Annotated in this window: 22 protein-coding genes; 6 read left to right on the top strand and 16 right to left on the bottom strand. The window is 72.6% G+C overall.

Translation table 11 applies throughout. The annotated features are described in order from the left end of the window. Position 1 precedes the first annotated feature (1 nt). Positions 2 to 367, bottom strand: coding sequence for a hypothetical protein (locus ACLQ2X_RS17620; protein ID WP_425682119.1), 366 nt, complete (start codon positions 365 to 367; stop codon positions 2 to 4). Continuing rightward, a complete protein-coding gene (locus ACLQ2X_RS17615) occupies positions 364 to 3369 on the bottom strand; it encodes an SseB family protein (protein ID WP_425682118.1) in 3006 nt (1001 codons plus the stop codon). The genes ACLQ2X_RS17620 and ACLQ2X_RS17615 overlap by 4 nt, the downstream gene beginning before the upstream one ends. A gap of 152 nt (positions 3370 to 3521) precedes the next feature. Between ACLQ2X_RS17615 and mycP the strand changes: the two genes are divergently transcribed. Then, positions 3522 to 4724: a type VII secretion-associated serine protease mycosin gene (gene mycP / locus ACLQ2X_RS17610; RefSeq protein ID WP_425682117.1), complete on the top strand. Its 1203-nt coding sequence runs from the start codon at positions 3522 to 3524 to the stop codon at positions 4722 to 4724. 40 nt (positions 4725 to 4764) lie between these two features. Here mycP and ACLQ2X_RS17605 read toward each other — a convergent pair whose 3' ends face one another. After that, positions 4765 to 5058, bottom strand: coding sequence for a WXG100 family type VII secretion target (locus tag ACLQ2X_RS17605; protein ID WP_425682116.1), 294 nt, complete (start codon positions 5056 to 5058; stop codon positions 4765 to 4767). 20 nt (positions 5059 to 5078) lie between these two features. Then, positions 5079 to 5396 (bottom strand): WXG100 family type VII secretion target, encoded by a 318-nt coding sequence (locus ACLQ2X_RS17600; RefSeq protein ID WP_425682115.1) that lies wholly within the window; start codon positions 5394 to 5396, stop codon positions 5079 to 5081. A 202-nt stretch (positions 5397 to 5598) separates the two neighbouring features. On the opposite strand from ACLQ2X_RS17600, the gene eccE reads away from it, so the two are divergent. The 4 genes from eccE to rarD all read left to right on the top strand — a co-directional run bounded on the left by eccE (position 5599) and on the right by rarD (position 9383). Continuing rightward, a complete protein-coding gene (gene eccE / locus ACLQ2X_RS17595) occupies positions 5599 to 7446 on the top strand; it encodes a type VII secretion protein EccE (RefSeq protein ID WP_425682114.1) in 1848 nt (615 codons plus the stop codon). 50 nt (positions 7447 to 7496) lie between these two features. Continuing rightward, on the top strand, positions 7497 to 7883 hold the full coding sequence (locus tag ACLQ2X_RS17590; protein WP_425682113.1) for a phage holin family protein: 387 nt from the start codon (positions 7497 to 7499) through the stop codon (positions 7881 to 7883). Between the two features lie 103 nt (positions 7884 to 7986). Next, on the top strand, positions 7987 to 8475 hold the full coding sequence (locus ACLQ2X_RS17585; protein ID WP_425682112.1) for a GNAT family N-acetyltransferase: 489 nt from the start codon (positions 7987 to 7989) through the stop codon (positions 8473 to 8475). Beyond that, positions 8472 to 9383 (top strand): EamA family transporter RarD, encoded by a 912-nt coding sequence (gene rarD, locus ACLQ2X_RS17580; protein WP_425682111.1) that lies wholly within the window; start codon positions 8472 to 8474, stop codon positions 9381 to 9383. Before ACLQ2X_RS17585 ends, rarD begins: the two co-directional genes overlap by 4 nt. 102 nt (positions 9384 to 9485) lie before the next feature. On the opposite strand, the gene ACLQ2X_RS17575 is transcribed toward rarD, so the two are convergent. The 3 genes from ACLQ2X_RS17575 to ACLQ2X_RS17565 form a co-directional block, all read right to left on the bottom strand. Beyond that, positions 9486 to 10175: an anti-sigma factor family protein gene (locus tag ACLQ2X_RS17575; protein ID WP_425682110.1), complete on the bottom strand. Its 690-nt coding sequence runs from the start codon at positions 10173 to 10175 to the stop codon at positions 9486 to 9488. Beyond that, positions 10172 to 10666, bottom strand: coding sequence for a sigma-70 family RNA polymerase sigma factor (locus ACLQ2X_RS17570; RefSeq protein ID WP_425682166.1), 495 nt, complete (start codon positions 10664 to 10666; stop codon positions 10172 to 10174). The genes ACLQ2X_RS17575 and ACLQ2X_RS17570 overlap by 4 nt, the downstream gene beginning before the upstream one ends. 111 nt (positions 10667 to 10777) lie before the next feature. Beyond that, complete coding sequence (locus tag ACLQ2X_RS17565) at positions 10778 to 11560, bottom strand: IclR family transcriptional regulator (protein WP_425682109.1); 783 nt, start codon at positions 11558 to 11560, stop codon at positions 10778 to 10780. Positions 11561 to 11712: 152 nt separating this feature from the next. Between ACLQ2X_RS17565 and ACLQ2X_RS17560 the strand changes: the two genes are divergently transcribed. Beyond that, complete coding sequence (locus ACLQ2X_RS17560; protein ID WP_425682108.1) at positions 11713 to 12936, top strand: MFS transporter; 1224 nt, start codon at positions 11713 to 11715, stop codon at positions 12934 to 12936. On the opposite strand, the gene ACLQ2X_RS17555 is transcribed toward ACLQ2X_RS17560, so the two are convergent. The 9 genes from ACLQ2X_RS17555 to ACLQ2X_RS17515 all read right to left on the bottom strand — a co-directional run bounded on the left by ACLQ2X_RS17555 (position 12912) and on the right by ACLQ2X_RS17515 (position 24790). Further along, a complete protein-coding gene (locus ACLQ2X_RS17555) occupies positions 12912 to 13952 on the bottom strand; it encodes a polyprenyl synthetase family protein (protein ID WP_425682107.1) in 1041 nt (346 codons plus the stop codon). The genes ACLQ2X_RS17560 and ACLQ2X_RS17555 overlap by 25 nt on opposite strands. Positions 13953 to 14041: 89 nt before the next feature. Continuing rightward, positions 14042 to 15595 (bottom strand): NADH-quinone oxidoreductase subunit NuoN, encoded by a 1554-nt coding sequence (gene nuoN, locus ACLQ2X_RS17550; protein ID WP_425682106.1) that lies wholly within the window; start codon positions 15593 to 15595, stop codon positions 14042 to 14044. Next, positions 15592 to 17124, bottom strand: coding sequence for an NADH-quinone oxidoreductase subunit M (locus ACLQ2X_RS17545; protein WP_425682105.1), 1533 nt, complete (start codon positions 17122 to 17124; stop codon positions 15592 to 15594). Before ACLQ2X_RS17545 ends, nuoN begins: the two co-directional genes overlap by 4 nt. A 64-nt stretch (positions 17125 to 17188) precedes the next feature. After that, positions 17189 to 19150, bottom strand: coding sequence for an NADH-quinone oxidoreductase subunit L (gene nuoL / locus ACLQ2X_RS17540; protein ID WP_425682104.1), 1962 nt, complete (start codon positions 19148 to 19150; stop codon positions 17189 to 17191). A gap of 10 nt (positions 19151 to 19160) precedes the next feature. Then, a complete protein-coding gene (gene nuoK, locus ACLQ2X_RS17535; RefSeq protein WP_319459737.1) occupies positions 19161 to 19460 on the bottom strand; it encodes an NADH-quinone oxidoreductase subunit NuoK in 300 nt (99 codons plus the stop codon). Between the two features lie 117 nt (positions 19461 to 19577). Further along, positions 19578 to 20348 carry an NADH-quinone oxidoreductase subunit J gene (locus tag ACLQ2X_RS17530; RefSeq protein ID WP_425682103.1) on the bottom strand — a complete coding sequence of 257 codons (771 nt, stop codon included), beginning with the start codon at positions 20346 to 20348 and terminating at the stop codon, positions 19578 to 19580. Beyond that, complete coding sequence (nuoI, locus tag ACLQ2X_RS17525) at positions 20345 to 20995, bottom strand: NADH-quinone oxidoreductase subunit NuoI (RefSeq protein ID WP_425682102.1); 651 nt, start codon at positions 20993 to 20995, stop codon at positions 20345 to 20347. Before nuoI ends, ACLQ2X_RS17530 begins: the two co-directional genes overlap by 4 nt. A gap of 1 nt (position 20996) precedes the next feature. Beyond that, a complete protein-coding gene (gene nuoH / locus ACLQ2X_RS17520; RefSeq protein ID WP_425682101.1) occupies positions 20997 to 22352 on the bottom strand; it encodes an NADH-quinone oxidoreductase subunit NuoH in 1356 nt (451 codons plus the stop codon). Further along, positions 22349 to 24790, bottom strand: a complete 2442-nt coding sequence (locus ACLQ2X_RS17515) for an NADH-quinone oxidoreductase subunit G (protein ID WP_425682100.1) — start codon at positions 24788 to 24790, stop codon at positions 22349 to 22351. Before ACLQ2X_RS17515 ends, nuoH begins: the two co-directional genes overlap by 4 nt. Positions 24791 to 24797: the final 7 nt, after the last annotated feature.

Raw genomic sequence — 24797 nt, 5'->3', positions numbered from 1 at the left:
CTCAGACCCGCTGCTCACCCAGGTCGGTCACCTCGGCCGCGGGTGCCCAACCCTGGTAGACGCCGAAGTCGAACGCCTCCAGCCCCATCGCCTCGGCCACCGGCCAACGCCCCCCGGTGTACTCCAGCCGCAGCCAGCCGTCGTGCTCGGCCAGCACGATGAACGGCTGCCCCTGCCACCTACAGGTGGTCCGCACGTACGCCAGGTCGTCGACCTCGACGGCCGGCACCACCCGGACGTGCCGTCCGGGGCGTACCTCGGTGAAGCCCGCACCCGGGTCGGGCTGGTAGAGGCGCACGTCGTCGCCATCCGGGCTGGCCTGGTACTCCCGGCCCTGCCAGCGGGCCACGTAGCCGTCGCGGCTCACGCCTCGTCCGCCTTCCGCCAGAGCAGCGCGTCGGTGTCCAGGACCGCGACCAGCCGGGTGCCGCCGTCCGCGCCGACGCGCCACAGCTCGGCACCGTGCGGGAGCCGGGCACTGTCCACCTTGAACTCGGCGATCACGTCGCTGCTCTCACCAGGCGCGAAGCCGTTGCCGCGGAACGGGGGGCGTTCGATCACCCAGCCCTCCATCGCCCGCATCGCGGACTCGTTCTGCCCGCCGTACGGGATCCGGTAGAGACTCGGCCGGTAGGCCGGCCAGCGCAGCAGGTAGATCTCCTCGGCGTCGCGGGAGAACGGCGAGCCCGGGTGGCCGAGCCCGAGCGCGTCGAACAACTGCGCCGGGGTACGCAGGTGCGCCAGCTCGCCGGCCCGGTGCACGAAGCCGGAGACCCGGTCGTAGCCCCGCTCCAGGTAGTAGGAGAGCTGGCTGGCCGGGATCGCCTTCTGCATGGCCACCGGCCGGTTCCCGCCGACCGGCGCCGCCGGCCTCGAACCCGCGGCCGGTTCGGGCGCGGCGGGCGCCGGCTCCGGCTCGACGTCGTCGCCCAGACCGACCTCGGCGGCCCAGTTGGCAAGCGCGAGGACCTGCTCCCCGGGGTAGGTGGCACCGACCGGGCTGCCCGGGTTCACCTGGAACGACCAGTTCACGTCCGGCCACCGGCGGATGAGCTGGACGAACTTGACCCGTACGGTCTCGACCGGGCCGGGGGCGTGTTCGGCGAGTCGCTGGGTGGAGGTGTAGACCGAGACGCACGGCTGCCCGTCGACCGGCTCGGTGCGCCAGACGAAGCCGGGGTCACCGAGCCGGCTGCCCGGAATCGAGTCCGCCGAGACCGGCAGCAACACCCGGGCCAGCAGCAGGGTGGTGAGGAAACCGTCGGTACGACCGCTGCCGGCCGCGGCCAGCAACTCCTCCTCCACCTCGTTCGCCGGCACGAACTCCGCCTCCTCGACGGGGGTGGACGGTGCGGGGTCGACGGGCGCGGGCTCCGGCGCGACCGGCCTCGGCTCCGGCGCCGGCAGCGACGCGGTCGGCGTCGGTTCCGAGGCGGTCGGCATCGGCTCGGGCAGCGGGGCGGTCGGTTCGCCGGACGCGAACCGCGTCGTGCGCTCCGATTCGGGCTGCGTGGTCGGTTCGAACAGCGACACGGTCGACTCGGCGGACTGCGACCTGGACGCCGTCGGCTCGAACAACGACATCGTCGGCGCGGTGTCCGGGGCCAGCGGCACGGTTTCCTCGTCCGCCGTCAGTGACGGGGCGAACAACGGCACCGTCGGCTCGACCGGCGACCCGAGCGGCACCGTCGGCTCGACCGGCGGCGAAGCGGGCTCGAACAGGGAGATCGTCGGCTCCACGTCCGACCTCGGCGGTGCCGACGCCTCCTCCGCGGGCTCGAACATCGACACCGCCGGCTCCGGCCCCGGGCTCAGGGGGACCGTCGGCTCGAACCGCGAGCCCAGTGGCACCGTCGGCTCCCCGAACCGGGTCGCCCTCTCGTCGGGTGGCGGTGCGGTGTCGAGCGGGCGGGTCGCGGCGCTGTCCGCGATAATCGGGTCTGCCCCGTACCCCCAGGAAGTCTGCGGTGGGCCCACCGGGACCGGCGCGGCCTGGTCGACGGACGCCGGAGGTTCGGTGGCCGGCGGCTCGGTCAGGTCACGCGCCTCGATGACGGTGCCCTCGATGACGATCGGGGTGAAGTCGCGGCGCGGCAGGGGCGGGGCGGACACCGGCTCGGCGACCGCCGGGGCTTCGACCACCGCGGTGTCGTCTAGCCCTGCCCAGCGGGAGGCGTCGGGGTCGGCAGCGTCCGCCGGGCTGGTCCACGCCTCCGGGGCGGGCACGGCCGGCGCCGGTACGACAGGTGGGGGCGCGGCCGGGGCGGTGTGCCGCCGGGGCAGTGTCCCGGCGGTGTCCTCAGGGCGGGTCGGTCGGAACGTCGTCGCCGGCTCGTCCGGCCGGGGTGCCGGAGCCGGTGCGGGCACCTCCGCGGGGAACGCCCGGGTCGGGTCCTCCCGTACCGGCTCGTTGAGGGGCCGGCGGCGCGGGAACGGCTGGCCGCCGGCGAACCGGGAGGGCAGGGCCGCCCGGTCGGCGGGTCGGTGGGGGTCGTCAAGCGGTGAGGCGCGCCGGGGCGAGCGTCCGGAGGAGGGTTCGAAGAAGGAACGCGCGGGTGCGGGCGGCACGGGCGTCGACTCGTCGGTCGGCGCGGACCCGGCGGCCGCGAAGGGATCCGGCTCGTCCGGCCGGCGACGCAGATCGGTCAACCACCCGTCGAGGGCGTCGGCGTCGGCGGCCCGGCCCGGGTCGCCGGTCTGCCGGTCCCGGCGGCGGGGCGGCGTGGTCGGCAGGCGCCGACCCAGGAGCGAACCGGTGCGTGACGGCACCGTCGCCGGCTCGTCCCCGTCGGCCGCCCGGCCGCCACGCGCCGGGGGCACCGCGGGCGGCGGAACAGCGGGTGGCGGCACCGCGAGTGGCGGAACAGCGGACGGCGGGACGGGCGGAGGTGGCAGCGGCATGCCGGGGACGGCGGGAGGTGGGCGGTCGGGCACCCCGTTGCGGGCCGCGGCCTCCACGCGTTCCAGACGAGCGCGGGCGCCCATCGTCCGGCCGGGCAGCCGCACCTCGCCCCGGGACAGCTGCGAGACGTACCAGGCGGGCAGGTAACCTTCGATCGGCAGGCCGGGGTTCACCGCCAACCACCACTCCGGGTCGGGCCAACCACCAGCCAGGTCCGGGTAGGGGACGCGGCGGGTCGCGCCCGCGTGCTCCCCCATGCTGGCCCGCAGCGCGGTGGCTGAGGTGAAGGCCAGCACGTGCGTACGACCGCCGGACGTCCAGGTGCCCCAACCGTCGGGCGACCCACCGGTGACCGGCAGGAGCAGGTCGACGCGCGTCAGGACGTGGAAGTATCGCTGCTGGTCCTGCGCGCGCAACGCGTCCCACATCGCCACCTCGGCCTCGGTGGCCGGTTCCCATCCGGTCACGGCCACCTCTCCTTCCGTGAACAGGCCACAGGCATCGGCTACAACCTACAAGGTGACGGCCAGATCGCGACCTCCGGCCATCGACGGACGCCCGCGAACCCGGCGAGGCGCTAACATCCCGTTCCGGAGTTGACACGTTACGGAGGTCGTCGATGTATCGGCCGGTCGCCCACCCCGCCCTGGCCGCCGTGGCGACGCTTCTCGTCGCCGCTGCCCCGGTCGCCCCGGTGGCGGCGGCGCCGGCCGGCTGCACCACGCCGCCCGCGCCGGCCCGCCCGGTGGCGGAGCAGCCGTGGCCCCAGCAACGGTACGCGCCGGACCGGCTCGCCCCGCTCGCCACCGGCGCCGGGGTCGTGGTCGCGGTGGTCGACTCCGGGGTGGACCGGTCCCATCCGCAGCTCACCGGCCGGGTGCTTCCCGGTGCCGACTTCCTCGACCCGGGCGGGGACGGCAGCCGGGACTGCGCCGGGCACGGCACCGGGGTGGCGAGCATCATCGCCGCCGCCACCCGGCCCGGCGTCGCGTTCCGCGGGCTGGCGCCGGACGCGCGCATCCTTCCGGTACGGGTCAGCGAACAACAGGTCGTCGACGGGCGGGAGTCGGGGCGCACGGTCGACGCCGCCGACTTCGCCCGGGCGATCCGCTGGGCGGTGGACCACGACGCCGACGTGCTCAACCTCTCGGTCGTGCTGTACGCGGACGACCCGGCCGTGCGGGCCGCGGTCGCCTATGCGGTACGGCGGGACGTGGTGGTGGTGGCCGCCGCCGGGAACCTGCACGACAACGGCGACCCCCGGCCCTACCCGGCGGCGTACGACGGGGTGCTCGGGGTCGGTGCGATCGGGCGGGACGGGGCCCGCTCCGTGTTCTCCCAGACCGGCCCGTACGTGGACCTGGTCGCCCCGGGCAGCGAGGTGCTGATGGCGGCTCCCGGGCAGGGGCACCACCGGGCGGAGGGGACCAGTTACGCCACGCCGTTCGTGGCCGGCACCGCGGCGCTTCTGCGGGAGTATCGGCCCCGGCTCAGCGCCGGCGAGGTGGCCGGGCGGATCGTGGCCGCCGCCGACCCGGCGCCGGGGCGCGCCGCGGCCTACGGGGCGGGGGTGCTTAATCCGTACCGCGCGGTGACCGAGTCACCCGGTGGCCCGGACGGTCGGCCCCGGCCCGGCGCGGCGCTTCCCGCCGACCGGCCGGACCCGGCCGCGCTCGCCCGGCAGTCCCGCCGGAGCACCGCCCGGTACCGGGCGGTGCTGGTGGCCGGCGTGACCGGCGGGGCGGTGGCGCTCGTGGCGGCGCTCGCCCTGGTGCTGCCGCGCGGGGCACGGCGACGCTGGCACCCGGCCGATCCCGCCTGAACGCCACGCGGCCCGGGTCGGACACCCGGGCCGCGTGGGTTCACTGGAACAGGTTGGTGTTGCGCTTCTCGGTGTCGAGGTAGTCGGCCGCGGAGTCGTCCACGGCCAGCTTGATGTCACGCAGCATCGCCTGCAGGTCCTGGGAGGCCGACCGCCAGCGGGCCTGCCGCATCTCGTACGCCTCTCGGGCCTCGCCGTTCCAGGTCGCCACCAGCGGGGCGGCGTCGCGTTCGAGCTGACCGAGCTGGCTCTCCAGGGTGGACAACGCCCGTTGGATGTCGCCGCCTGCCTGCTGCAGGGCGGCGAAGTTGACGACCAGCACACCGTGCTCCATGTGATCAATCCTTCCGGTAGTCAGAGCGGCAGCTGGATGCCGCGGTTGGTGCCCGCCACCCGACCAGCGGCCTCGGTGTCGGAGGCGTCGTAGTGCGCTCCGGCGGTGCGGATCGCGGTGGCGGTCTCACGCAGCGCACGCTGCAGCGTCGCCTGATCCTGCGCCCACTGCTGCTTGACCTGCTCGAACGAGCGCCCACCGGCGCCTCGCCAGGCCTGCTGCAACACCTCCAGCTCGGCCATCAGGCCGCTGAGCATGCTCTGCAGTGACTGGTCGACCTGTTCGAACTTCGCGGCGGTCTGCTGCATCACCGCTGCTTCTGCCTGGGTCTGGGACATCCCGGGCGTCACCTCGTCTCCTCGGTCGTGGCTGGCCACCTGGAGTGACCACCGTGGACTCGTCGGCGCACACCCCGCGGACGACGACGGGGAAAGCGGGGGCGGCGGGCGTGCGGGCTCAACGATTTCGTCGCTGACGGTAGCCGCCCTGGTTCGGTTCTGCTACCCCCCGGGCTCCCCTGTGGACAACCTGCACACTACGATGAGCCACTCTGATGCCACGGCGAGTCCGACGGGAGGTGCGGTGACCGCGACCACCACCGACCGGCCGGCATCCGATTCCGCACCCTCGGCCCGGTGGGCACGACGGCCGGCTCTCCGGCTGGGCGCCGGCCAGGTCGTGGCGACCCAGGCCGCGGCGGCTCTGCTGGTGGCGACCCTCGGGCGGGGGATGGTGGTGACCGCCGTCGCGCTGCTGGCCGCGGCGCTGCTGCTGCCCGCCACCTGGGTCCGGGTGCGGGGCCGGTGGCTCCACGAATGGCTCGCCGTCGCTGTCGCGTACCTGGCCCGTCGGCGCGCGCTGCCGGCGACGGCCGAGCCGACGGCCCTGCTGGAGCTGCTCCGGCCCGGCGCCGTGCTGGGCGCCACGGAACTGACCGGCGGTCCGGCCGCCGTGCTGCACGACGCCGCCGGCCTGACCGTGTTGCTGGAGCTGGGCGACCCGGACGACCTGCTGGGCGACCGCGCCGGTGAGCTGCCCGCACCGATGGACCTGCCGCCCCCGGTCGGCCCGGAGGCGCCGGCGATCCGGCTGCAACTCGTCTTCGCCGCCTCCGCCGCGCCCGTGCCGGCGGTCGCGGCCGGTCCGGTCGGCACGTCCTACCGGCAGCTCACCGACGGCGCGTTGGCCGGGCGGACGCGTGTGGTGCTGGCCGTGCGGGCGTTGCGGGCCGACGGCTGGTCGGAGGAGCAACTGCTGCGGGCGCTCTCCGGGACGGTCCGGCGGCTGGTCCGCCGGCTCGGTCCGCTCGCCACCCGGCCGTTGGGCGGCCCGGCGGCGCTGCGGGTGGTCGCCGAGCTGGCCCACCACGAGCCCGGCGCACCGGTCAGGGAGACCTGGCCGGTGCTCGCCGTGGGCGGGTTGACGCAGGCCACCTGGCGACTGCGCCGGTGGCCGGACGCGCGGGGCGAGGCCGCCCGCGGGCTGGTGTCCCGGGTCTTGGCCGTGCCGGCGGTCGCCACCACCGTCGCGTTGACCATCGGGCCCCGCGAGGACTCCACGCCGGCCCCGGCCGACCTGACCGTACGGGTGGCCGCCGGGAGCGCGGCGGAGCTGGCGGCGGCGGAACGCACGCTGCGCCGGGTCGTCGGTGACCTGGGCGGGGAGCTGCGCCGCCTCGACGGGGAGCACCTCCTCGGGCTGGCCGCCACGCTGCCGCTGGCGGTGCCCGGTGGGGCCACGCCGCCGGCCGGGTCGCCGCCGCCCGTCCTGGAACTGCCGGCGGGCGCGTCCGGCCTGATGGTGGGCGCCAATCGGCACGGTGCGGCGCTGGCCGTGCGCCTGTTCCGGCCGGCGCCGACCCGGGTGCTGTTGGTCGGTGGCGTGCGCACCGCCCAGCTGCTCGCGTTGCGGGCGTTGGCGTTGGGTGCGCGGGTGGTGGTGCAGACCGGCCGGCCCCGGGCCTGGGAGTCGTTCGTACGCGGGGTCGGTGCGGTGGGCGGCGGAGTGCCGCTGCTGCCGCCGGGGCGGCCGGTCGACGGTGGGCCCGGTTCGCCGTTGCACCCGTTGCTGCTGGTGGTCGACGTCGGCCCGGTGGCGCCGGAGGTGGGCGCGGGCCGGGCCTGGCAGTCGGTCCTGGTGGTGCGCGACGAGCTGACCCCGGCGGACACGCCCGCGCTGGCACGTGCCGATCTGGCGATCCTGCAACCGCTCGATCCGGCCGAGGCCACCCTGGCCGGCACGGCGCTGGGCCTCGGCGGCTCCGCCGACTGGCTGACCCGCATCCGCGAGGACATGGTGGCGGTGGTCAACCGGCGGGCGTTGCGGTGGGCTCTGCTCTCGCCGACGTCGATCGAGTCGCAACTGGTCGGTCGACCGGCGCGCCACTGAGCCACCGGCGTGGGTTTCGCCTGTCGAACCGGCGTGGCACGATCCCGGCCATGGATTTCCTGAAGGGTCTTCTGATCCGGGTGGCCTCGACGGCGGTGGCGTTCTGGCTCGCCACGTTGATCATCCCGGGTATCACGCTCGATTCCGAGTCGACCACCGAAACGGTGATCACGCTGGTGCTGGTCGCGGTGATCTTCGGGGTGGTCAACGCCGTGCTCCAACCGATCATCAAGAACGTGGGGTGCGGGTTCTACCTGTTGACCCTCGGCCTGATCGCGCTCGTGGTGAACGGACTGCTGTTCCTGCTGACCAGTTGGATCGCCGGCGAGGCCGGCCTGCCCTTCCACGTGGACGGTTTCTGGCCGGCCGCGGTGCTGGGTGCGCTCTTCGTCGGCATCGTCACCTGGATCCTCGGCGCCGTCCTGGACCGCGACTGAGGCTCCCCGTCGGTCCCGGCCGGTGCGCCCGGCCGGGACCGACGGGCCACATCGCGGGAATTGGCCGGTGAGCGGACCGGAGGGCGACGCTAGCGTCGGTCGGGTGTTCACTTTGACCCGCGCCGACGGCTACCAGATCAGCACCGACCCGGACCGCATCGACCTGGAGCGGGTGCACACCTGGCTCGCCACGGACTCGTACTGGGCGGTGGGGCGGGACCGGGAGACGATCGAGCGCTCCTTCGCCGGCTCGATCGGTTTCGGCGTCTACCGGCCCGGGGACGGCTGCCAGGTCGCGGTCGCCCGGGTGGTCACCGACCGGGCCACGTTCGGCTGGCTTTGCGACGTCTACGTCGACCGCGCCGAGCGGGGTCGAGGGCTGGGCACCTGGCTCGCCGGGGCCGCCCGCGACCACCTCGCCGAGCTGGGCGTACTCCGGCTCGTCCTGGCCACTGTGGACGCGCACGGGGTGTATGCGAAGCTCGGGTTCCAGCCGACCGCGCCGGATCGCTGGATGGAGCTGGACATGCGGGTGACGCCGGTCACCGGAAAGGATCCGCTCGCCGATTCGCCCCTTACGGTGGAGGGGTGAACCAGCTCCGGCTCGGCTACCTGTACGGCATCGGCGCATACCTGATCTGGGGCTTCTTCCCGATCTACCTCAAGCTGCTCCGGCCGGCCGGGCCGGTGGAGATCCTGGCGCACCGGATCCTCTGGTCGGTGGTGTTCGTGGCGCTGCTGCTGGCCGCGACGCGGCACGTCGCGTTCCTGCGGACGATGGCCCGACGGCCCCGCACCCTCGCCGCCATCGGGCTCGCCGCCGCACTGATCGCGGTCAACTGGGGCACCTACATCTACGGCGTGAACTCCGCCCGGGTGGTGGAGACCGCACTCGGCTACTTCATCAACCCGCTGGTGTCGGTCCTGTTCGGCGTCTTCCTGCTGCGGGAGCGGCTGCGCCCGGCGCAGTGGGTGGCGTTGGCCGTCGGCACGCTCGCGGTCGCCGTGATCGCCGTCGACTACGGCCGGCTGCCCTGGCTGGCACTCACCCTGGCGTTCAGTTTCGCCGGCTACGGCCTGCTCAAGAAGCGACTCGCCCTGCCCGCCGCCGAAGGGCTCTTCGTCGAGTCGGCGGTGCTGGCGCTGCCCGCCCTGGCATACCTGGGCTGGCTCACCACCCGGGGTGGCCTGACGTTCGGGCACGTGTCGGCGGGACACACCGCGTTGTTGGTGCTGGCCGGCGCCGCCACCGCGATCCCGCTGCTGATGTTCGCCGGGGCGGCGAACCGGCTGCCGCTGTCCACCGTCGGCATGTTGCAGTACCTCGCCCCGATCCTGCAGCTCGGCTGCGGCGTGCTCATCTTCCACGAGCCGATGCCGCCGGCTCGGCTCGCCGGCTTCGCGCTGGTCTGGCTGGCCCTGATGATCTTCTCCGCGGACGCCCTGCGCCACACCCACCGCACCCGCGCCGCCGCCCGCCACCCCGTACCCGCGCTCTGACCCCGCGCCTCGTCGCCGACCTTGCGCTATGCGCCCCGGCGAGACGGCAGGCAGCCCGCGTGCAGGGCCGAACCCGCACGATTCGCCGCAGCGGGGGTGGGGTCAGCGGAGGTCGTAGGCGAGGACGGGGGTGGCGTTGCCGCGCAGCAGTTCCAGGCGGACCAGTTCGCCCTTGGTGAACCGGGTGACGCCTGTGAAGCGCAGGTCGTCGCCGGGGGCCGCCAGCCAGGAGCCGATCTGCTCGGTGGCGCCGTCCGGGCCGTGCGCGACCAGCCGGAACGTGTACGCCTCCCGGTGCCCGGCCCGTCTGTCGTAGCCGCAGCGCATGGTGACCTCCGTGCCCCACGGCGTCTCGGTCAGCCCCACCTCGGCGTGCACCGGCGCCGGGCCGGCCACCGGACGCATGGCGGTCAGCGCCACCCGCGGCTCGGCCGGCTGAGCCGGCGGCTGCACCAGCGACACCCCGAGACCGGTCAGCACCGCGAGCGCGGCGGCGGCGAGCGCGGTCAACGCGTACCGGCGGCGGGAGCGCGACCGGTCCCGGAGCCGCCGTTCCCGCGCGGCGTCCAGCAGCGCGGGCACCCGTGACGTCTCCGGCCCGACGTCGAGGAACTGCTCCAGCCCGGCCGGGTCGAGGCGGCCCAGCAGGCCGGGCAGCACGGCGATCTCGGCCACCGCCTCCCGGCACCGCGCGCAGCCGCCCAGGTGCCGCTCGTAGGCCACCCGGTCGGCTGGGGCGAGGGCGCCCAGCACGTACGCCCCGTCGTCGTGCGCGAACTCGCAGCGGGTCATCCGGTCACCCCCATCTCCGCCAGCGCCAACCGCAGGGAGCGCAGCGCGTAGTGGGTGCGCGACTTCACCGTGCCGGGTGGCACGCCCAGCCGGGCCGCCGCCTCCGCCACCGACCGTCCCTGGTAGAAGCACTCGATCAGCACTTCCCGATGGGTCGGGCTGAGCCGGTTGAGCGCCTCGGCCACGGTCCACGCCTCCACCGCGCGCTCCGTCTCGTCCACCGCCTCGGCGTTTTCCGGCAGCTCGTCGGTGTACACCTCGCCGACCCGGGCGGAGCGGCGCCGCCAGGCATCGATGGCCAGGTTCCGGGCGGTGGTGAACAGCCAGGCGCGTACCGAGCCGCGCCGCGGATCCAGGGACTCCGGATGCCGCCAGGCCCGCAGCAGCGTCTCCTGCACCAGGTCCTCCGCCCGGCTCCGGTCGCCGTTGACCAGCCGCAGGGCGTGCGCGAACAGCGCGTCGGCGTGCTCGTCGTGCAGCGCGCGGAGCAGTTGGGCGTCGTGGTCGCTGATGGCGGTGCCTCGCTTCCGGCGGCGGGAACCGGCGATGCGTTCGCCCTTCCATACGTGCCGCGACGCCGAACGGTTCAGCCGCAGGTCAGCTCAGTTCTCGGTGGCGATCCCGTCGGCGATGGCCCGGGCTGCGGTGAGCAGCTTCGCCCGGACCACCCGGGCGGAGGTCATCATCTCGCCGGCCGGCAGCGCGCAGGCCAGCACCACCCGCCGCTCCATGTCCTTGTCCGGGGCGACGAGCACGGCGGCGCACGCCACGCCCTGCCGGAACTGCCCCAGCTCCAGCTGCATGCCACGCCGGTCACCGGCGGCCAGGTCGGCCTCGAACGCCTCGGTGGTGGTGAGGGTCGCGGTGGTGAACGGGCGCATGCCGTACTCGCGCAGGTAGCGGGAACGCTGCTCGGCGGTGAGCGTGGCGAGCAGGCTCTTGCCCAGGGCGGTGGCGTGTGCGCCCTCGTCGAAGCCGGGCACCAGGTCCTCCAGGTACGGCGACCTCGGCCCCTCGGCGGACGCGGTCACCGCCACCTGCCCGCCCACGAAGCGGCCCAGGTAGTGGCTCCAGCCGGTGTCGGCGGCGGCCCGCCGCAACGCCTCGCCGACCGCGGGCGGCCCGCGGAACGCGGTGACCAGCTCGCGGTAGCGGTCGGCCACCTCCAACCCCACGATGTACGTCCCGTCCTCCCGACGGATCACGTAACCCTCGTAGGCGAGCGTGCGCACCAGGTGGTAGGTGGTGGCGACGGTCAGCTCGCAGCGGCGGGCGATCTGCTTCACGGTGAGCCCTCTCGGCGCACGGCCGACCGATTCGAGCACTCGAAGCGCGCGGGAGACACTGCGGATCAGGTCCGAAGGCTCCGCCAGAGGGTCGCGCACAACCACCTCCGCCGCCGGGGACTTACACCATATGAAAAACAGGCCGAGTGCGAAATGCCTGTTCGGGTGGAGGATGCCAGATTGTCGGGCACAGACGGTACCGCCGCGGACACGATCAGCAGCGAAAACGTCCTGGCGTAGGTTTACCGGCGATGACCGAAACAACTTCACGGTCCGCCCCGCCCGCGGGCCGCCGCGCGGTCACCGTGGGCGCGGGCGCCACTGTCACCACGATCGCCTGCGTGCTGCCCGTCTTCATGGTCGGTGGCCTCGCCGTGCAACTCGGCGACGAACTCGGCTTCAGCCCCGCCGGTCTGGGCCTGCTCGTCTCCGTCTACTTCGGCGTGAGCGCGCTCACCTCGGTGCCCTCCGGGGCCCTGGTCGAGCGGTACGGGCCGGCGCCGGTCGCCCGGGTGGCCATCCTGCTCTCCGCCGGCTCGATGCTGGCCGTGGCCGGACTGGTCCGCTCCTACCCCGTGCTGATGACGCTGCTCGCGCTCAGCGCCGCCGCCAATGCCCTCGGCCAGCTCGCCAGCAACGCCGCGCTGGCCGAGCACGTACCGGCCCGCCGGCAGGGGCTCTCCTTCGGCGTGAAGCAGGCCGCGGTGCCGGTGGCCACGCTGCTGTCCGGCGTGGCGGTGCCCACGGTCGCGTTGACCGCCGGCTGGCGCTGGGCGTTCGTGGTGGCCGCCGGGGTGGCGCTGGCTGCGCTACCGGCCGTACCCCGCTCCGGGCGGGACCGGCGCACCCGGACCGCCTCCGGCGGCCGCTACGGCGGCACCGGACCACTCGTGGTGATCGGGGTGGCCGCCACGCTGGCCGCGGCCGCGGCGAACGCGCTGGGCACGTTCCTGGTCGACTCGGCCGCCGGGCGGGGTCTCTCCCCCGGCCTCGCCGGCCTGACGCTGACGCTCGGCAGCGCGGTGTGCGTCCTCGCCCGCGTCGGCGTCGGCTGGCTGGCCGACCGGCGGACGAGCGGACACGTCGGCCTGATCGCCGCGATGCTGCTGACCGGGTCGGTGGGGTTGGTCCTGCTCGCGGTGCCCGGCCCGGCGCCGCTGGTGGCGGGCGTGGTGCTCGGCTTCGGACTGGGCTGGGCCTGGCCCGGGCTGATGAACTTCGCGGTGGTCCGCCTGCACCCGCAGGCGCCGGCCGCCGCCACCTCGATCACCCAGACCGGCGTGTACGCGGGCGGCTGCCTGGGCCCGCTGGGACTGGGCGCGCTGGCCGGTGCCGCCGGCTACCCCGCCATGTGGCTGACGGCGGCCGCCGCCATGCTCCTGGCCGCCCTGCTCATGCTCCTGGGCGCCCGCCTGCTCGCCGGCACCCGCGAGGTGCGCGGCGGCGGGGATCAACTGGTGCGGTCGGCGATGTAGTCGCAGAGGGATTCCAGGGCGCGGCGGGCCGGACCCTCGGGAAGCGGAACCAGGCGGGCCCGGGCGTCCTCGGCATAGCTGCGCACCGTCTCCCGGGCGCGCTTGAGCGCCGGGGACTCGCGCAGTAGGCCGAGCGCCTCGGCGTGCAACGCGTCGTCGACGAGCGGGCCGGTCGCCAGGATCTCCCGCAGCCGCACGCTCGCCGCGTCCGCGTCGTCGGCCGCGAGCGCGTACAGCACCGGCAGGGTGGGCACCCCCTCCCGCAGGTCGGTGCCGGGCGTCTTGCCGGACTGCACCGACTCGCTGGCGATGTCGAGCAGGTCGTCGGAGAGTTGGAAGGCCACGCCGATGATCTCGCCATATTCGGCCAGGGCCTCGATGTGCTCCCTGGACGCGCCGCCGAACATGCCGCCGAAACGGGCCGAGGTGGCGATGAGCGAACCGGTCTTCTCGGCGATCACGTGCAGGTAGTGGGCCACCGGGTCGGTGTCGCGCGGGCCGACCGTCTCGGCGATCTGGCCGTGCACCAGCCGGGCGAACGTACGCGCCTGAAGGCGTACCGCCTCCGGGCCGAGGTCGGCGGCGATGTCCGCCGCCCGGGCGAAGAGATAGTCGCCGACCAGGATGGCCACCGAGTTGGTCCAGCGGGAGTTGGCGCTCGGCGCCCCCCGCCGCACGGCGGCCTCGTCCATCACGTCGTCGTGGTAGAGCGTCGCCAGGTGGGTGAGTTCCATCACCACGGCGGCCGGGACGACGTGGGCGGCTTCCGGATCGCCGAACTGGGCGCCCAGCGCCACCAGCAACGGGCGGAACCGCTTCCCGCCGGCCTCGACCAGATGCCGGGCCGCCTCGGTGACCAGCGGGTCCGCGCTCGCCACGCTGGCCCGCAGATCCACCTCGACCCGGTCGAGCACGCCCAGCACGGACGCTTCGACGCGCGGGTCGGCCAGGTGCAGGCCGAGCGCGCCGAACTGACCTGAACGCTCGCCAGCCGGGTTCACCACGTCCTCAACCATGCCACACCCGTTCGACCTGCTCGTCGAGGGGGATACGGGCCGAGGGCCGGCACGCCACGGCGTACCGGCCCCCGCAGAGATCACCTCTGTCATCGCACGAATTCGGCGGCACCCGTGGTCAGGTCGAGCAGCGGGCCGGGAACCACACCGAGCGCCAGCGTGGCCAGCACGCCGATGACCAGGGCCGCCGAGGTGAGCGCACCCGGCACGGTCACCGTCGGGGTCGCCTCACCAGGCTCGGACAGCCACATCATCACCACGACCCGCAGGTACGGGAAGGCCAGCACCATGCTGGTCAACACGCCGGCGATCACCAGCCAGGTCTGGTTCGCCTCCAGCGCCGGGCCGAAGACCGCGAACTTGCTGGTGAACCCGCTGGTCAGCGGAATACCGGCGAACGCCAGCAGGATGAAGGTGAAGATCGCCGCGAAGAACGGCGACCGGCGCCCCAGCCCGGCCCAGCGGGACAGGTGGGTGGCCTCGCCGTCGGCGTCGCGCACCAGCGTCACAACGGCGAACGCGGCGAGCACCGAGAAGCCGTACGCGGCCAGGTAGAACATCGTCCCGGACAGCCCCTCCCGGCTCGGCGCCAGCACCCCGACGAGCAGGTAGCCGGCGTTCGCGATCGACGAGTAGGCAAGCAGCCGCTTGATGTCCGTCTGGGTGACCGCGAGCACCGCGCCGACCAGCATGGTCAGCACCGCCACCGTGCCCAGCACCGGGGTGAAGTCCCACGACGCCCCGGCGAACGCCACGTGGAAGACGCGCAGCAGCGCGCCGAACGCGGCGACCTTGGTGCAGGCGGCCATGAAGCCGGTCACCGGCGTCGGTGCGCCCTGGTAGACGTCGGGCGTCCAGACGTGGAACGGCGCGGCGGCGGCCTTGAACAGCAGGCCGATGGAGAGCAGCGCCATGCCGGCGAAGAGCAGCACCGGGCTGGACGACGACTCGCTCACCGCGGCGTGCACGGTGGCGAAGTCCACGTCGGCCCCGCGACCCGGGATCCCGGACGTGAAGCCGTAGATTAGGGCCACGCCGAACAGGAAGAACGCCGAGGCGTACGCGCCGAGCATGAAGTACTTCAGCGCGGCCTCCTGGCTCAGCAGCCGTCGGCGGCGGGCCAGCGCGCAGAGCAGGTAGAGCGGCAGCGAGAAGACCTCGAGCGCGATGAACATGGTCAGCAGGTCGTTCGCCGCCACGAAGATCAGCATGCCGGCGATCGCGAACGACATCAGCGGGTAGACCTCGGTGGCCCCGCCGACGCCGTCGGCCTGCTTGCGGTCCTCCGCCGACTCGGCGGTGACCGCGGCGTGCGCCACGAACGCGCCACCCCGCTCCACCGTGCGCTCGCCGACCAGCAGCAGCGCCATCGCGGCCAGCACCAGGATGGTGCCCTGGAGGAAGAGCGTCGGCCCGTCCACCGCGATCGCGCCACCGGCGGTGATCAGCCGGTCGTCCGAGTTGAGGATCACCATGGTGGTCGCCGCGAGCACCGCCAGCAGCGCGAGCCCGAGCTGCACCGGGTTACGCAGGCGGCGCGGCACGAACGCCTCGACCAGGACCCCGAACAGGGCCGCGCCCAACATGATCAGGATGGGAGCGAGCGCCGCGTAGTCGATCGACGGCAGCTTGAGCTCGGTCATTTTGCGGCCTCCTGGACGCCGCCGACCTCAGGGGCGGGGTCGGACTTGCCGACGTCCTGCATGGTCGCCTGGACGGCGGGATTGATGACATCGGTGACCGGCTTCGGATAGAAGCCGAGCAGCACGATCAGCGCGATCAGCGGTGCGACGACGACCTTCTCGCGCAGGCTGAGGTCCCGACGCATGCCCTCGACCTCGGTCAGGGCCGGGTTCAGCGTGCCCTGGGTGGTGCGCTGCACCATCCACAGCACGTACGCCGCCGCCAGGATGATGCCGAGCGTGGCGATCACCGCGACCGGCTTGTTCACCGTGAACGTGCCGATCAGCACCAGGAACTCGGAGACGAACGGCGCGGTGCCCGGCAACGCGAGCGAGGCCAGACCGGCGAAGAAGAGCACACCGGCCAGCACCGGAACCAGCTTGCCGGCGCCGCCGAAGTCGCTGATCAGCGACGAGCCACGCCTGGCGATCAGCATGCCGACCACCAGGAAGAGCAGGCCGGTGGCCAGGCCGTGGTTGAGCATGTAGAGCACCGCGCCGGTGCCGGCCTGGGTGGTGAACGCGAAGATACCCACGCCGATGAACCCGAAGTGCGCGATCGAGGTGTACGACACCAACCGCTTCAGGTCGTTCTGGCCGACCGCCAGCAGCGCGGCGTAGATGATGCCGATCACGCCCAGCGCCAGCGCCCACGGGGCGAACCACTGCGCCGCCTCCGGGAACAGCGGCAGGCAGTACCGCAGGATGCCGAACGTGCCCACCTTGTCCAGCACGCCGACCAGCAGCGCGGCGGCACCGGCCGGCGCGGCACCACCGGCGTCCGGCAGCCAGGTGTGGAACGGGAAGAACGGCGCCTTGATCGCGAAGGCGACGAAGAAGCCGAGGAACAGCCAGCGGCCCGTGTCCGTGGCGAACTCCGCCTGGGTGAGCGCCTGCCAGTCGAAGGTCTTCCCGCCGACCACCCACAGGCCGATCACCGCGGCCAGCATGAACAGGCCACCGACGAGCGAGTAGAGGAAGAACTTCACCGCCGCGTACTGCCGCTGGTGGCCGCCGTAGCTGCCGATCAGGAAGTACATCGGCACCAGCATGACCTCGAAGAACACATAGAACAGGAAGATGTCGGAGGCCGCGAAGACACCGATCATCGTGCACTCGAGGACGAGCAGCAGCGCGAAGTATGCCGGCACGGACCGCTTCGACGCCTCGGCGTCGTGCCAGGACGCCAGGATCACCAGCGGCACCAGGATCGCGATCAGCATCAGCATGACGAGCGCGATGCCGTCCACCTCGAGGGTGAAGTTGACGCCCCAGTTCGGGATCCACGGGTACGACTCGCGGAACTGGAACCGGTCACCACCGGCGGAGAAGGCGAACCACATCACCACCGAGAGCACCAGCACCAGCAGCGACCAGCCGAACGCCACCAGCTTGGCCAGGTCCGGCCGGCTGCGTGGCAGCAGAGCCACCACCAGGGCGCCGACCAGCGGCGCCACGGTCAGCACCGAGAGGAACGGGAAGTTGGACATTATTCGGCCTTACCTCCGTCGTGACTGCGTGGCCCACCGGCGGGGGCGGCCGCGTTGAGGTCGATCACGCCAGCCACCCCGCCTGCACCGCCAGGAACGCCGCCACCACGAGCAGCGCACCGGCCAGGATCGAGGTTGCGTACGACCGCACGAAACCGGTCTGCAGCCGCCGGAGCCGGCCCGAGCCACCGCCCACCCCGGCGGCCAGGCCGTTGACCAGCCCGTCGATGCCCCGGTTGTCGAGGAAGACAAGCGCCCGGGTGAGGAAGATGCCCGGCTTCTCGAAGACCGCCTCGTTGAAGGCGTCCGTGTAGAGGTTGCGGCGGGCGGCGGTGACCACCACACCGGCCGGCTTCGGCTCGGTGGCCGTGCCGGTGCGGAACAGGAACCAGGCCAGCCCGGCCCCGAGCACGGTGATCAGGATCGACAGGACGGTGATCACGGTGTGCGAGAGCACGCCGTGCGCCTCACCGGTGGCCTCGTCACCGAGCACCGGGGTCAGCCAGGACACCACACTGTCGTTCAGGGTCATCAGACCACCGGCCACCACCGAGCCGACGGCGAGCAGGATCAGCGGGATCGTCATCAGCTTCGGCGACTCGTGCGGGTGCTCGATGTCCTCGGTCCACCGCTTCGGGCCGTGGAAGGTGAGCACGAACAGCCGGGTCATGTAGAACGCGGTGAGCCCGGCGCCGAGGAGCGCGGCGCCACCGAAGAGCCAGGCGGTCCAGCCCTCCCGCTCGAACGCGGACGCGATGATCGGCTCCTTCGAGAAGTAGCCGGACAGCGGTGGGATGCCGATGATGGCAAGCCACCCCATCATGAACGTCAGCCAGGTGACTTTCATGTACTTCGACAGCCCGCCGAATCGGCGGATGTCCACCTGGTCGTTCATGCCGTGCATGACCGAGCCGGCGCCGAGGAACATGTTGGCCTTGAAGAAGCCGTGCGCCAGCAGGTGGATGATGGCCAGCGCGTACGCGCCGCCACCCAGACCGACGCCCAGGAACATGTAGCCGATCTGGCTCACCGTCGACCAGGCCAGCACCCGCTTGATGTCGTCCTTGGCCGCGCCGATGATGCAGCCCATCAGCAGGGTCAGCGCGCCGACGCTGACCACCACGAGTTGCAGCGTCTCGTTGGCCGAGAAGATCGGGTTGGAGCGGGCGATCAGGTAGACGCCGGCGGTGACCATGGTGGCCGCGTGGATGAGCGCGGACACCGGCGTCGGGCCCTCCATGGCGTCCGGCAGCCACGCCTGCAGCGGGAACTGGCCGGACTTGCCGGCCGCGCCGAGCAGCAGCAGCAGACCGAGCACCAGCACGGTGGTCGAGGTCAGCGAGCCGACCCCGTTGAACACCTCGTCGTACTGGGTGGTGCCGAGCATGGCGAACAGGACGAAGATGCCGATGGCCAGACCGGCGTCGCCGACCCGGTTCATCAGGAACGCCTTCTTACCGGCCGTGGCCGCGCTCGGCCGCCCGTACCAGAAGGAGATCAGCAGGTACGACGCCAGACCGACGCCCTCCCAGCCGAAGTAGAGCATCACGTAGTTGTTGCCGAGCACCAGCAGGAGCATCGCGGCGACGAACAGGTTGAAGTACGCGAAGAACAGTCGCCGGCCCGGGTCGTGGGCCATGTACTCCACGGCGTAGAGGTGGATGAGGAAACCCACCCCGGTGATCAGCAGGACGAACACCGCGGCGAGCGGGTCGAAGAGCAGACCGAAGTCCACCCTCAGGTCGCCGACCGTGATGAAGTCCCAGAGGCTCAACTCGACCTGCTTGTTCTCCAAGCCGCGAAGCTGGAAGAAGTAGGTAAGCCCGAGCAGGAAGGCGGCACCGACGGACGCCACGCCCAGCCAGTGGCCCCAGCGGTCCGCCCGCTTGCCGAGCAGCAGCAGGATCGCCGCGCTGAGCAGCGGGATCGCCACCAGCAGCCAGACACTGCCCAGGAGTCCGTCCGCCGTCGCGAAGGTGACGGTTCCGGCCGGCTCAGCCTGGGCGATCGTCAGAATCTGTTCCACGACTGGCCCCTCAGTACTTCAGCAGGTTGGCGTCGTCGACGCTGGCCGAGCGCCGGGTCCGGAAGATCGACATGATGATCGCGAGCCCGACCACGACCTCGGCCGCCGCCACCACCATCACGAAGAACGCCATGATCTGGCCGTTCAGGTCGCCGTTGATCCGGCTGAACGTGACCAGTGTCAGGTTGGCCGCGTTGAGCATCAGCTCGATGCACATGAACAGCACGATCGCGTTGCGCCGGACCAGCACGCCGACTGCGCCGATGGTGAACAGCACCGCCGCGAGGATCAGGTAGTAGTCCGGGGTCATGGCTGCGCTTGCCTTTCGTTCGCGACTGCGGGGCTCCGCTCCGCTGCACTCCTCGCGCTCACCGTGCCGGCCTTTCGTTCGCGACTGCGGGGCTCCGCTCCGCTGCACTCCTCGCGCTCACCGATCAGTCCCCTTCAGTGCGGTCTCCTCAGCCGTCAACTCGCGCACCGGCATGATCTCCGGGATGCTGCGCTCGGTGAGCCGGCCGTCCGGCAGGCGGGCCGGGGTGGCCACCGAGGACGACGTGGCGAAGACACCCGGGCCGGGCTTCGGACCGGGGTAGTTGCCGGGGCGGAACCGGGCCTTCATGGTGGCGACCTGATCCATCCGGTCGGCCTTGCGGCGCTCCACGTGCGCCAGCACCATCGCACCCACCGCGGCCGTGATCAGCAGCGCCGAGGTCAGCTCGAAGGCCAGGACGTACTTGGTGAAGAGCAGCCGGGCGATGCCCTCCACGTTGCCTTCGGCGTTCGCCCGGTCCAGCCCGACCGGCTGGACACCGTCGAGCGCGCGGTAGAGACCGCTGCCGACCAGACCGGCGAAACCGAGCCCGAGGACCACCGCGGCGATCCGCTGACCGCGCAGCGTCTCGATGAGCGAGTCGGACGCGTCGCGGCCGACGAGCATCAGCACGAACAGGAACAGCATCATGATCGCACCGGTGTAGACGATGACCTGCACCATGCCGATGAACGGCCCGGCCTGGAGCACATAGAACACGCCCAGGCAGAGCATGGTCAGCACCAGCCACAGCGCGGAGTGCACCGCGTTGCGGGCCCACACCATGCCGACGGCCCCGAGCAGGGCCAGCGGGGCGAGGATCCAGAAGGTGACCTCCTCACCCCCGGAGACCTCGCCCGCCGCGGCGAGCACCGTAGCCGAGGTCATGACTTTCCTTCCTGGCCCGTCGCCGAGGCGGCGGCCCGCTGCTCGGCCTGCTCGGCGCCGGGGAAGGTGACACCTGGGTGTTCCTCCACCCGGTACCGCCCGGGGCCCATCGACGAGTGCTCCGCGCCGGCCGAGGTGCCCGGATTGGTCAGCGCACCGACGTAGTAGTCCTTCTCGCTGTCACCCAGCCGCATCGGGTGCGGCGGCTGCTCCATGCCCTCGAGCAGCGGTGCGAGCAGCTGCTCCTTCGTGAAGATCAGATCCTGCCGGTTGTCCCGGGCCAGCTCGTACTCGTTGCTCATGGTGAGCGACCGGGTCGGGCAGGCCTCGATGCAGAGCCCGCAGAAGATGCACCGGGCGTAGTTGATCTGGTAGGTGCTGGCGTACCGCTCACCGGGAGAGAACCGCTGCTCCTCGGTGTTGTCGCCACCCTCCACGTAGATCGCGTCGGCCGGGCAGGCCCAGGCGCACAGCTCGCAGCCGATGCACTTCTCCAGCCCGTCCGGGTGCCGGTTCAGGATGTGCCGGCCGTGGTAGCGCGGCGCCGAGACCGGCGGCTTGAACGGGTAGTCGGTGGTGACGACCTTCTTGAACATGTGCGAGAAGGTGACACCGAAGCCCTTGAACGTTCCGGTGATCGCGCCCACGTCACACCTCCCTGGAGTCCGAGCCGGCGGCGACGTTGGCCGGCTCCCGCTCGGCGACCACGCGCTTGGTACGCGGGCTCGGCGGAACCTGAAGATCCATCGGTGGCAGCGGGAAGCTGCCGTACGGCCGGCTGTCTGCCTGCTCCTGGAGCGACGGCTTGGGCTGCTTCTTGCGGCTCGGCCAGAACAGCGCGACCAACAACACCACGCCCGCGCCGACGGCGGTGACGAGCAGCCGGTCCCGGGTCTGCCAGTCCTCGATCGAACGCAGTCCGGCGAGCACCAGGATCCAGACCAGGTTCAGCGGCAGCAGCACCTTCCAGCCGAACCGCATGAACTGGTCGTACCGCAGGCGGGGCAGCGTGCCGCGCAGCCAGACGAAGACGAAGACCAGCATGATCACCTTGCCGAAGAACCACAGCATCGGCCACCAACCCTCGTTGGCGCCCGACCAGAGCGTGATCGGCCACGGCGCGTGCCAGCCACCGAGGAAGAGCGTCACGGTGAAGGCGGACATCGTCACCATCGCGACGTACTCGCTGAGCATGAACAGCGCGAACTTCAGCGAGCTGTACTCCGTCTGGAAGCCGGCCACCAGCTCCGACTCCGCCTCCGGCAGGTCGAACGGCGCCCGGTTCGTCTCGCCGACGATGGCGATGAAGAACATGACGAAGCTGGGGAGCAGCAGGACCGCGTACCAGCCCGGGGTCGGGATGTCGAAGCCGCCGATGCTCAACCGGGTGCCGTCACCCTGGGCGGCGACGATCCCGCTCGTCGACATGGTGCCGGCGGTCATGAAGACCGCGACGACGCTCAGGCCCATGGTGACCTCGTACGAGACCAGCTGGGCGGCGGATCGCAGACCGCCGAGCAGCGGGTACGTGGAGCCGCTGGCCCAGCCGCCGAGCACGATGCCGTACACGGCCAGCGAGGAGAAGGCCAGCACCACGAGCACCGCCACCGACACGTCGGTGACCTGCAACGGCGTCCGGTGCCCGAAGATGCTGACCATCGGCCCGAACGGCATCACCGACAGCGCGGTGACCGCGCAGACCACCGAGATGACCGGGGCGAAGAAGTAGACGACCTTGTCGGCCTTCTTCGGGAGGATGTCCTCCTTGAAGGCCAGCTTCACGCCGTCGGCGAGGGTCTGCAGCAGACCGAACGGGCCGGCCTGGTTGGGGCCGGGCCGCACCGCCATGCGACCCACGACCCGGCGCTCGAACCAGACGCCGAGCAGCGTGGCCAGCACGGCGACGACGAACGCGAAGAGGATCTTACCGAGTACCAGCCACCACGGGTCCTTGCCGAAGTCGGCCAGCGTCGGATCCTGCGCCGCGAGGATGACGGGGTTCACTGCACCCACCTTTCGTTCCCGACTGCGGAGACGCTCACCACGTCGCCGGACGTCGCGCCGAGGCTGCGCCGCACGGTGGAACCGGGTGAGTTGGTCGGCAGCCAGACGACGCCGTCCGGCATCTCGGTGATCGCCGCCGGCAGGGTGACCGCGCCGCGGTCGGTGCCGACGGTGATCGGGTCCCCGTCGGCGACACCCAGCGCCTCGGCGGTGCCCTTGCCCAGCCGGACCACCGGCGGGCGGGCGGTGCCGGCGAGGTGCTCGTCGCCGTCGATGAGGCTGCCCAGGTCGACCAGTTGGTGCCAGGTCGACAGCACGGCCTGCCCCGGGCCGGGCTGCGGCACGGCGGCCGGCTCGACCGAGGGGGCCGACGGGCGCTGCACCCTGGTCCGCGGCAGCGCGCCGAGTTCCCGGCGCACGCTCGTCACGTCACCGGTGCCCAGCCGCACGTCGAGCTGGGCGGCGAGCGCGTCGAGCACCCGGCCGTCGGTCATCGCGCCGGTGTCCAGCACCTTCTCGAACGGGCGCAGCCGGCCCTCCCAGTCCAGGAAGCTGCCGGCCTTCTCCACCACCGGGGCGATCGGCAGGACCACGTCGGCCCGCCGGGCCACCGCGCTCATCCGCAGCTCCAGGCTGACCAGGAACGGCACCGCGTCCAGGGCCGACTCGGCCAGGCGGGGGTCGGCCAGGTCGGCCGGGTCGACGCCGCCCACCACCAGCGCGCCGACCTGCCCGTTGGCCGCCGCGGCGAGGATGCCGTCGGTGTCGCGGCCGGCCTGGCTCGGGATCACCCCGGCCGGGATGTCCCACGCCTCGCCCAGCTCCGCGCGGGCCGCCGGCTCGGTGACCACCCGTCCGCCCGGAAGCAGGTTGGGCAGGCAGCCGGCGTCGACCGCGCCGCGGTCACCCGCGCGCCGCGGCACCCAGGCCAACCGCGCGCCGGTACGCCGGGCCACGTCCGCCGCGGCGGACAGCCCACCCGGCACCGCGCCGAGTCGCTCGCCGACGATCAGGATCGCGCCCGGCTTGCCCAGCGCCTCGGCCACCGTGGCGTGCTCGGCCAGCACGCTGGCCTCCTCGCCGGGCACCACGCGGGCCAGCTTGGCCCCGAGCTTCTCCAGGCCCCGGGTGGCGAACGGCGCGAGTGCGTACACCGTGAGCTTCTTCTTCAGGTACGCCTTGCGCAGCCGCAGGAAGAGGATCGGGCACTCCTCCTCCGGCTCCAGGCCGACAAGCACCACCGCGGGCGCGTTCTCCACGTCCGCGTAGGTCACGTCGGTGATCCCGGCGACGCTGCTGGCCAGGAAGTCGGCCTCCTCGCGGGAGACCGGGCGGGCACGGAAGTCGATGTCGTTGGTGCGCAGCGCGACCCGGGCGAACTTCGCGTACGCGTAGGCGTCCTCGACGGTCAGCCGGCCGCCGGTCAGCACCGCCGTGCCGGTCTGCGCGTCGCGGGCCGCACGCAGCCCGTCGGCGGCCCGGGTGAGCGCCTCGCTCCAGGACGCCTCGCGCAGCTCACCGGTCTTGTCGTCACGCACCAGCGGGGTGCTGAGCCGGTCGAACGCGCGAGCGTACTGGAAGCCCCAGCGGCCCTTGTCGCAGTTCCACTCCTCGTTCACCGCCGGCTCGTCGCCGGCCAGCCGGCGCTGCACCTTGCCGCGCCGCCAGTCGGTGCGCTGGGCGCAGCCGGCCGAGCAGTGCTCGCAGACGCTCGGCGTGGAGACCAGGTCGAACGGGCGGGCCCGGAACCGGTACTGGGTGCCGGTCAGCGCGCCCACCGGGCAGATCTGCACGGTGTTGCCGGAGAAGTACGAGTTGAACGGCACATCGCCGGCGTCGCCCTCCTCGCCGTACGCGTCGTCCCGGTAGATGTTGATCTCCTCGTGCGAGGAGCGTCCCATCAGGTCGATGAACTTGTCCCCGGCGATCTCGTCGGAGAACCGGGTGCACCGCTGGCAGAGCACGCAGCGTTCACGGTCGAGCAGCACCTGGGTGCTGATCGGCAGCGGCTTCGGGTACTCCCGCTTGTGCTCGTGGAACCGCGAGTCGGTGCGGCCGGTCGACATCGCCTGGTTCTGCAGCGGGCACTCGCCGCCCTTGTCGCACATCGGGCAGTCCAGCGGGTGGTTGAGGAGCAGCAGCTCCATCACCCCCTCCTGGGCCTTCTTGGCGACCGGGGAGGTGAGCTGGGTGCGCACCACCATGCCGTCGGCGACGGTCTGGGTGCAGGAGGCGACCGGCTTGCGCTGGCCCTCCACCTCCACCAGGCACTGCCGGCAGGCGCCGGCGGGGGCCAGCAGCGGGTGGTCGCAGAAACGCGGGATCTCCGTGCCCAGCTGCTCGGCGACGCGGATCAGCAGCGCCCCCTTGGGCGCGGTGACCTCGACGCCGTCGATGGTCAGCGTGACGGTCTCGGTCTGCTTGGCTACGTCGGTCACAGTGCTT

Source organism: Micromonospora sp. DT31 (genome assembly GCF_049841795.1).
Classification (GTDB): Bacteria; Actinomycetota; Actinomycetes; order Mycobacteriales; family Micromonosporaceae; genus Micromonospora.
Note: the sequence above shows the minus strand (reverse complement) of the source record. Positions and strands in the feature narration are given on the sequence as shown.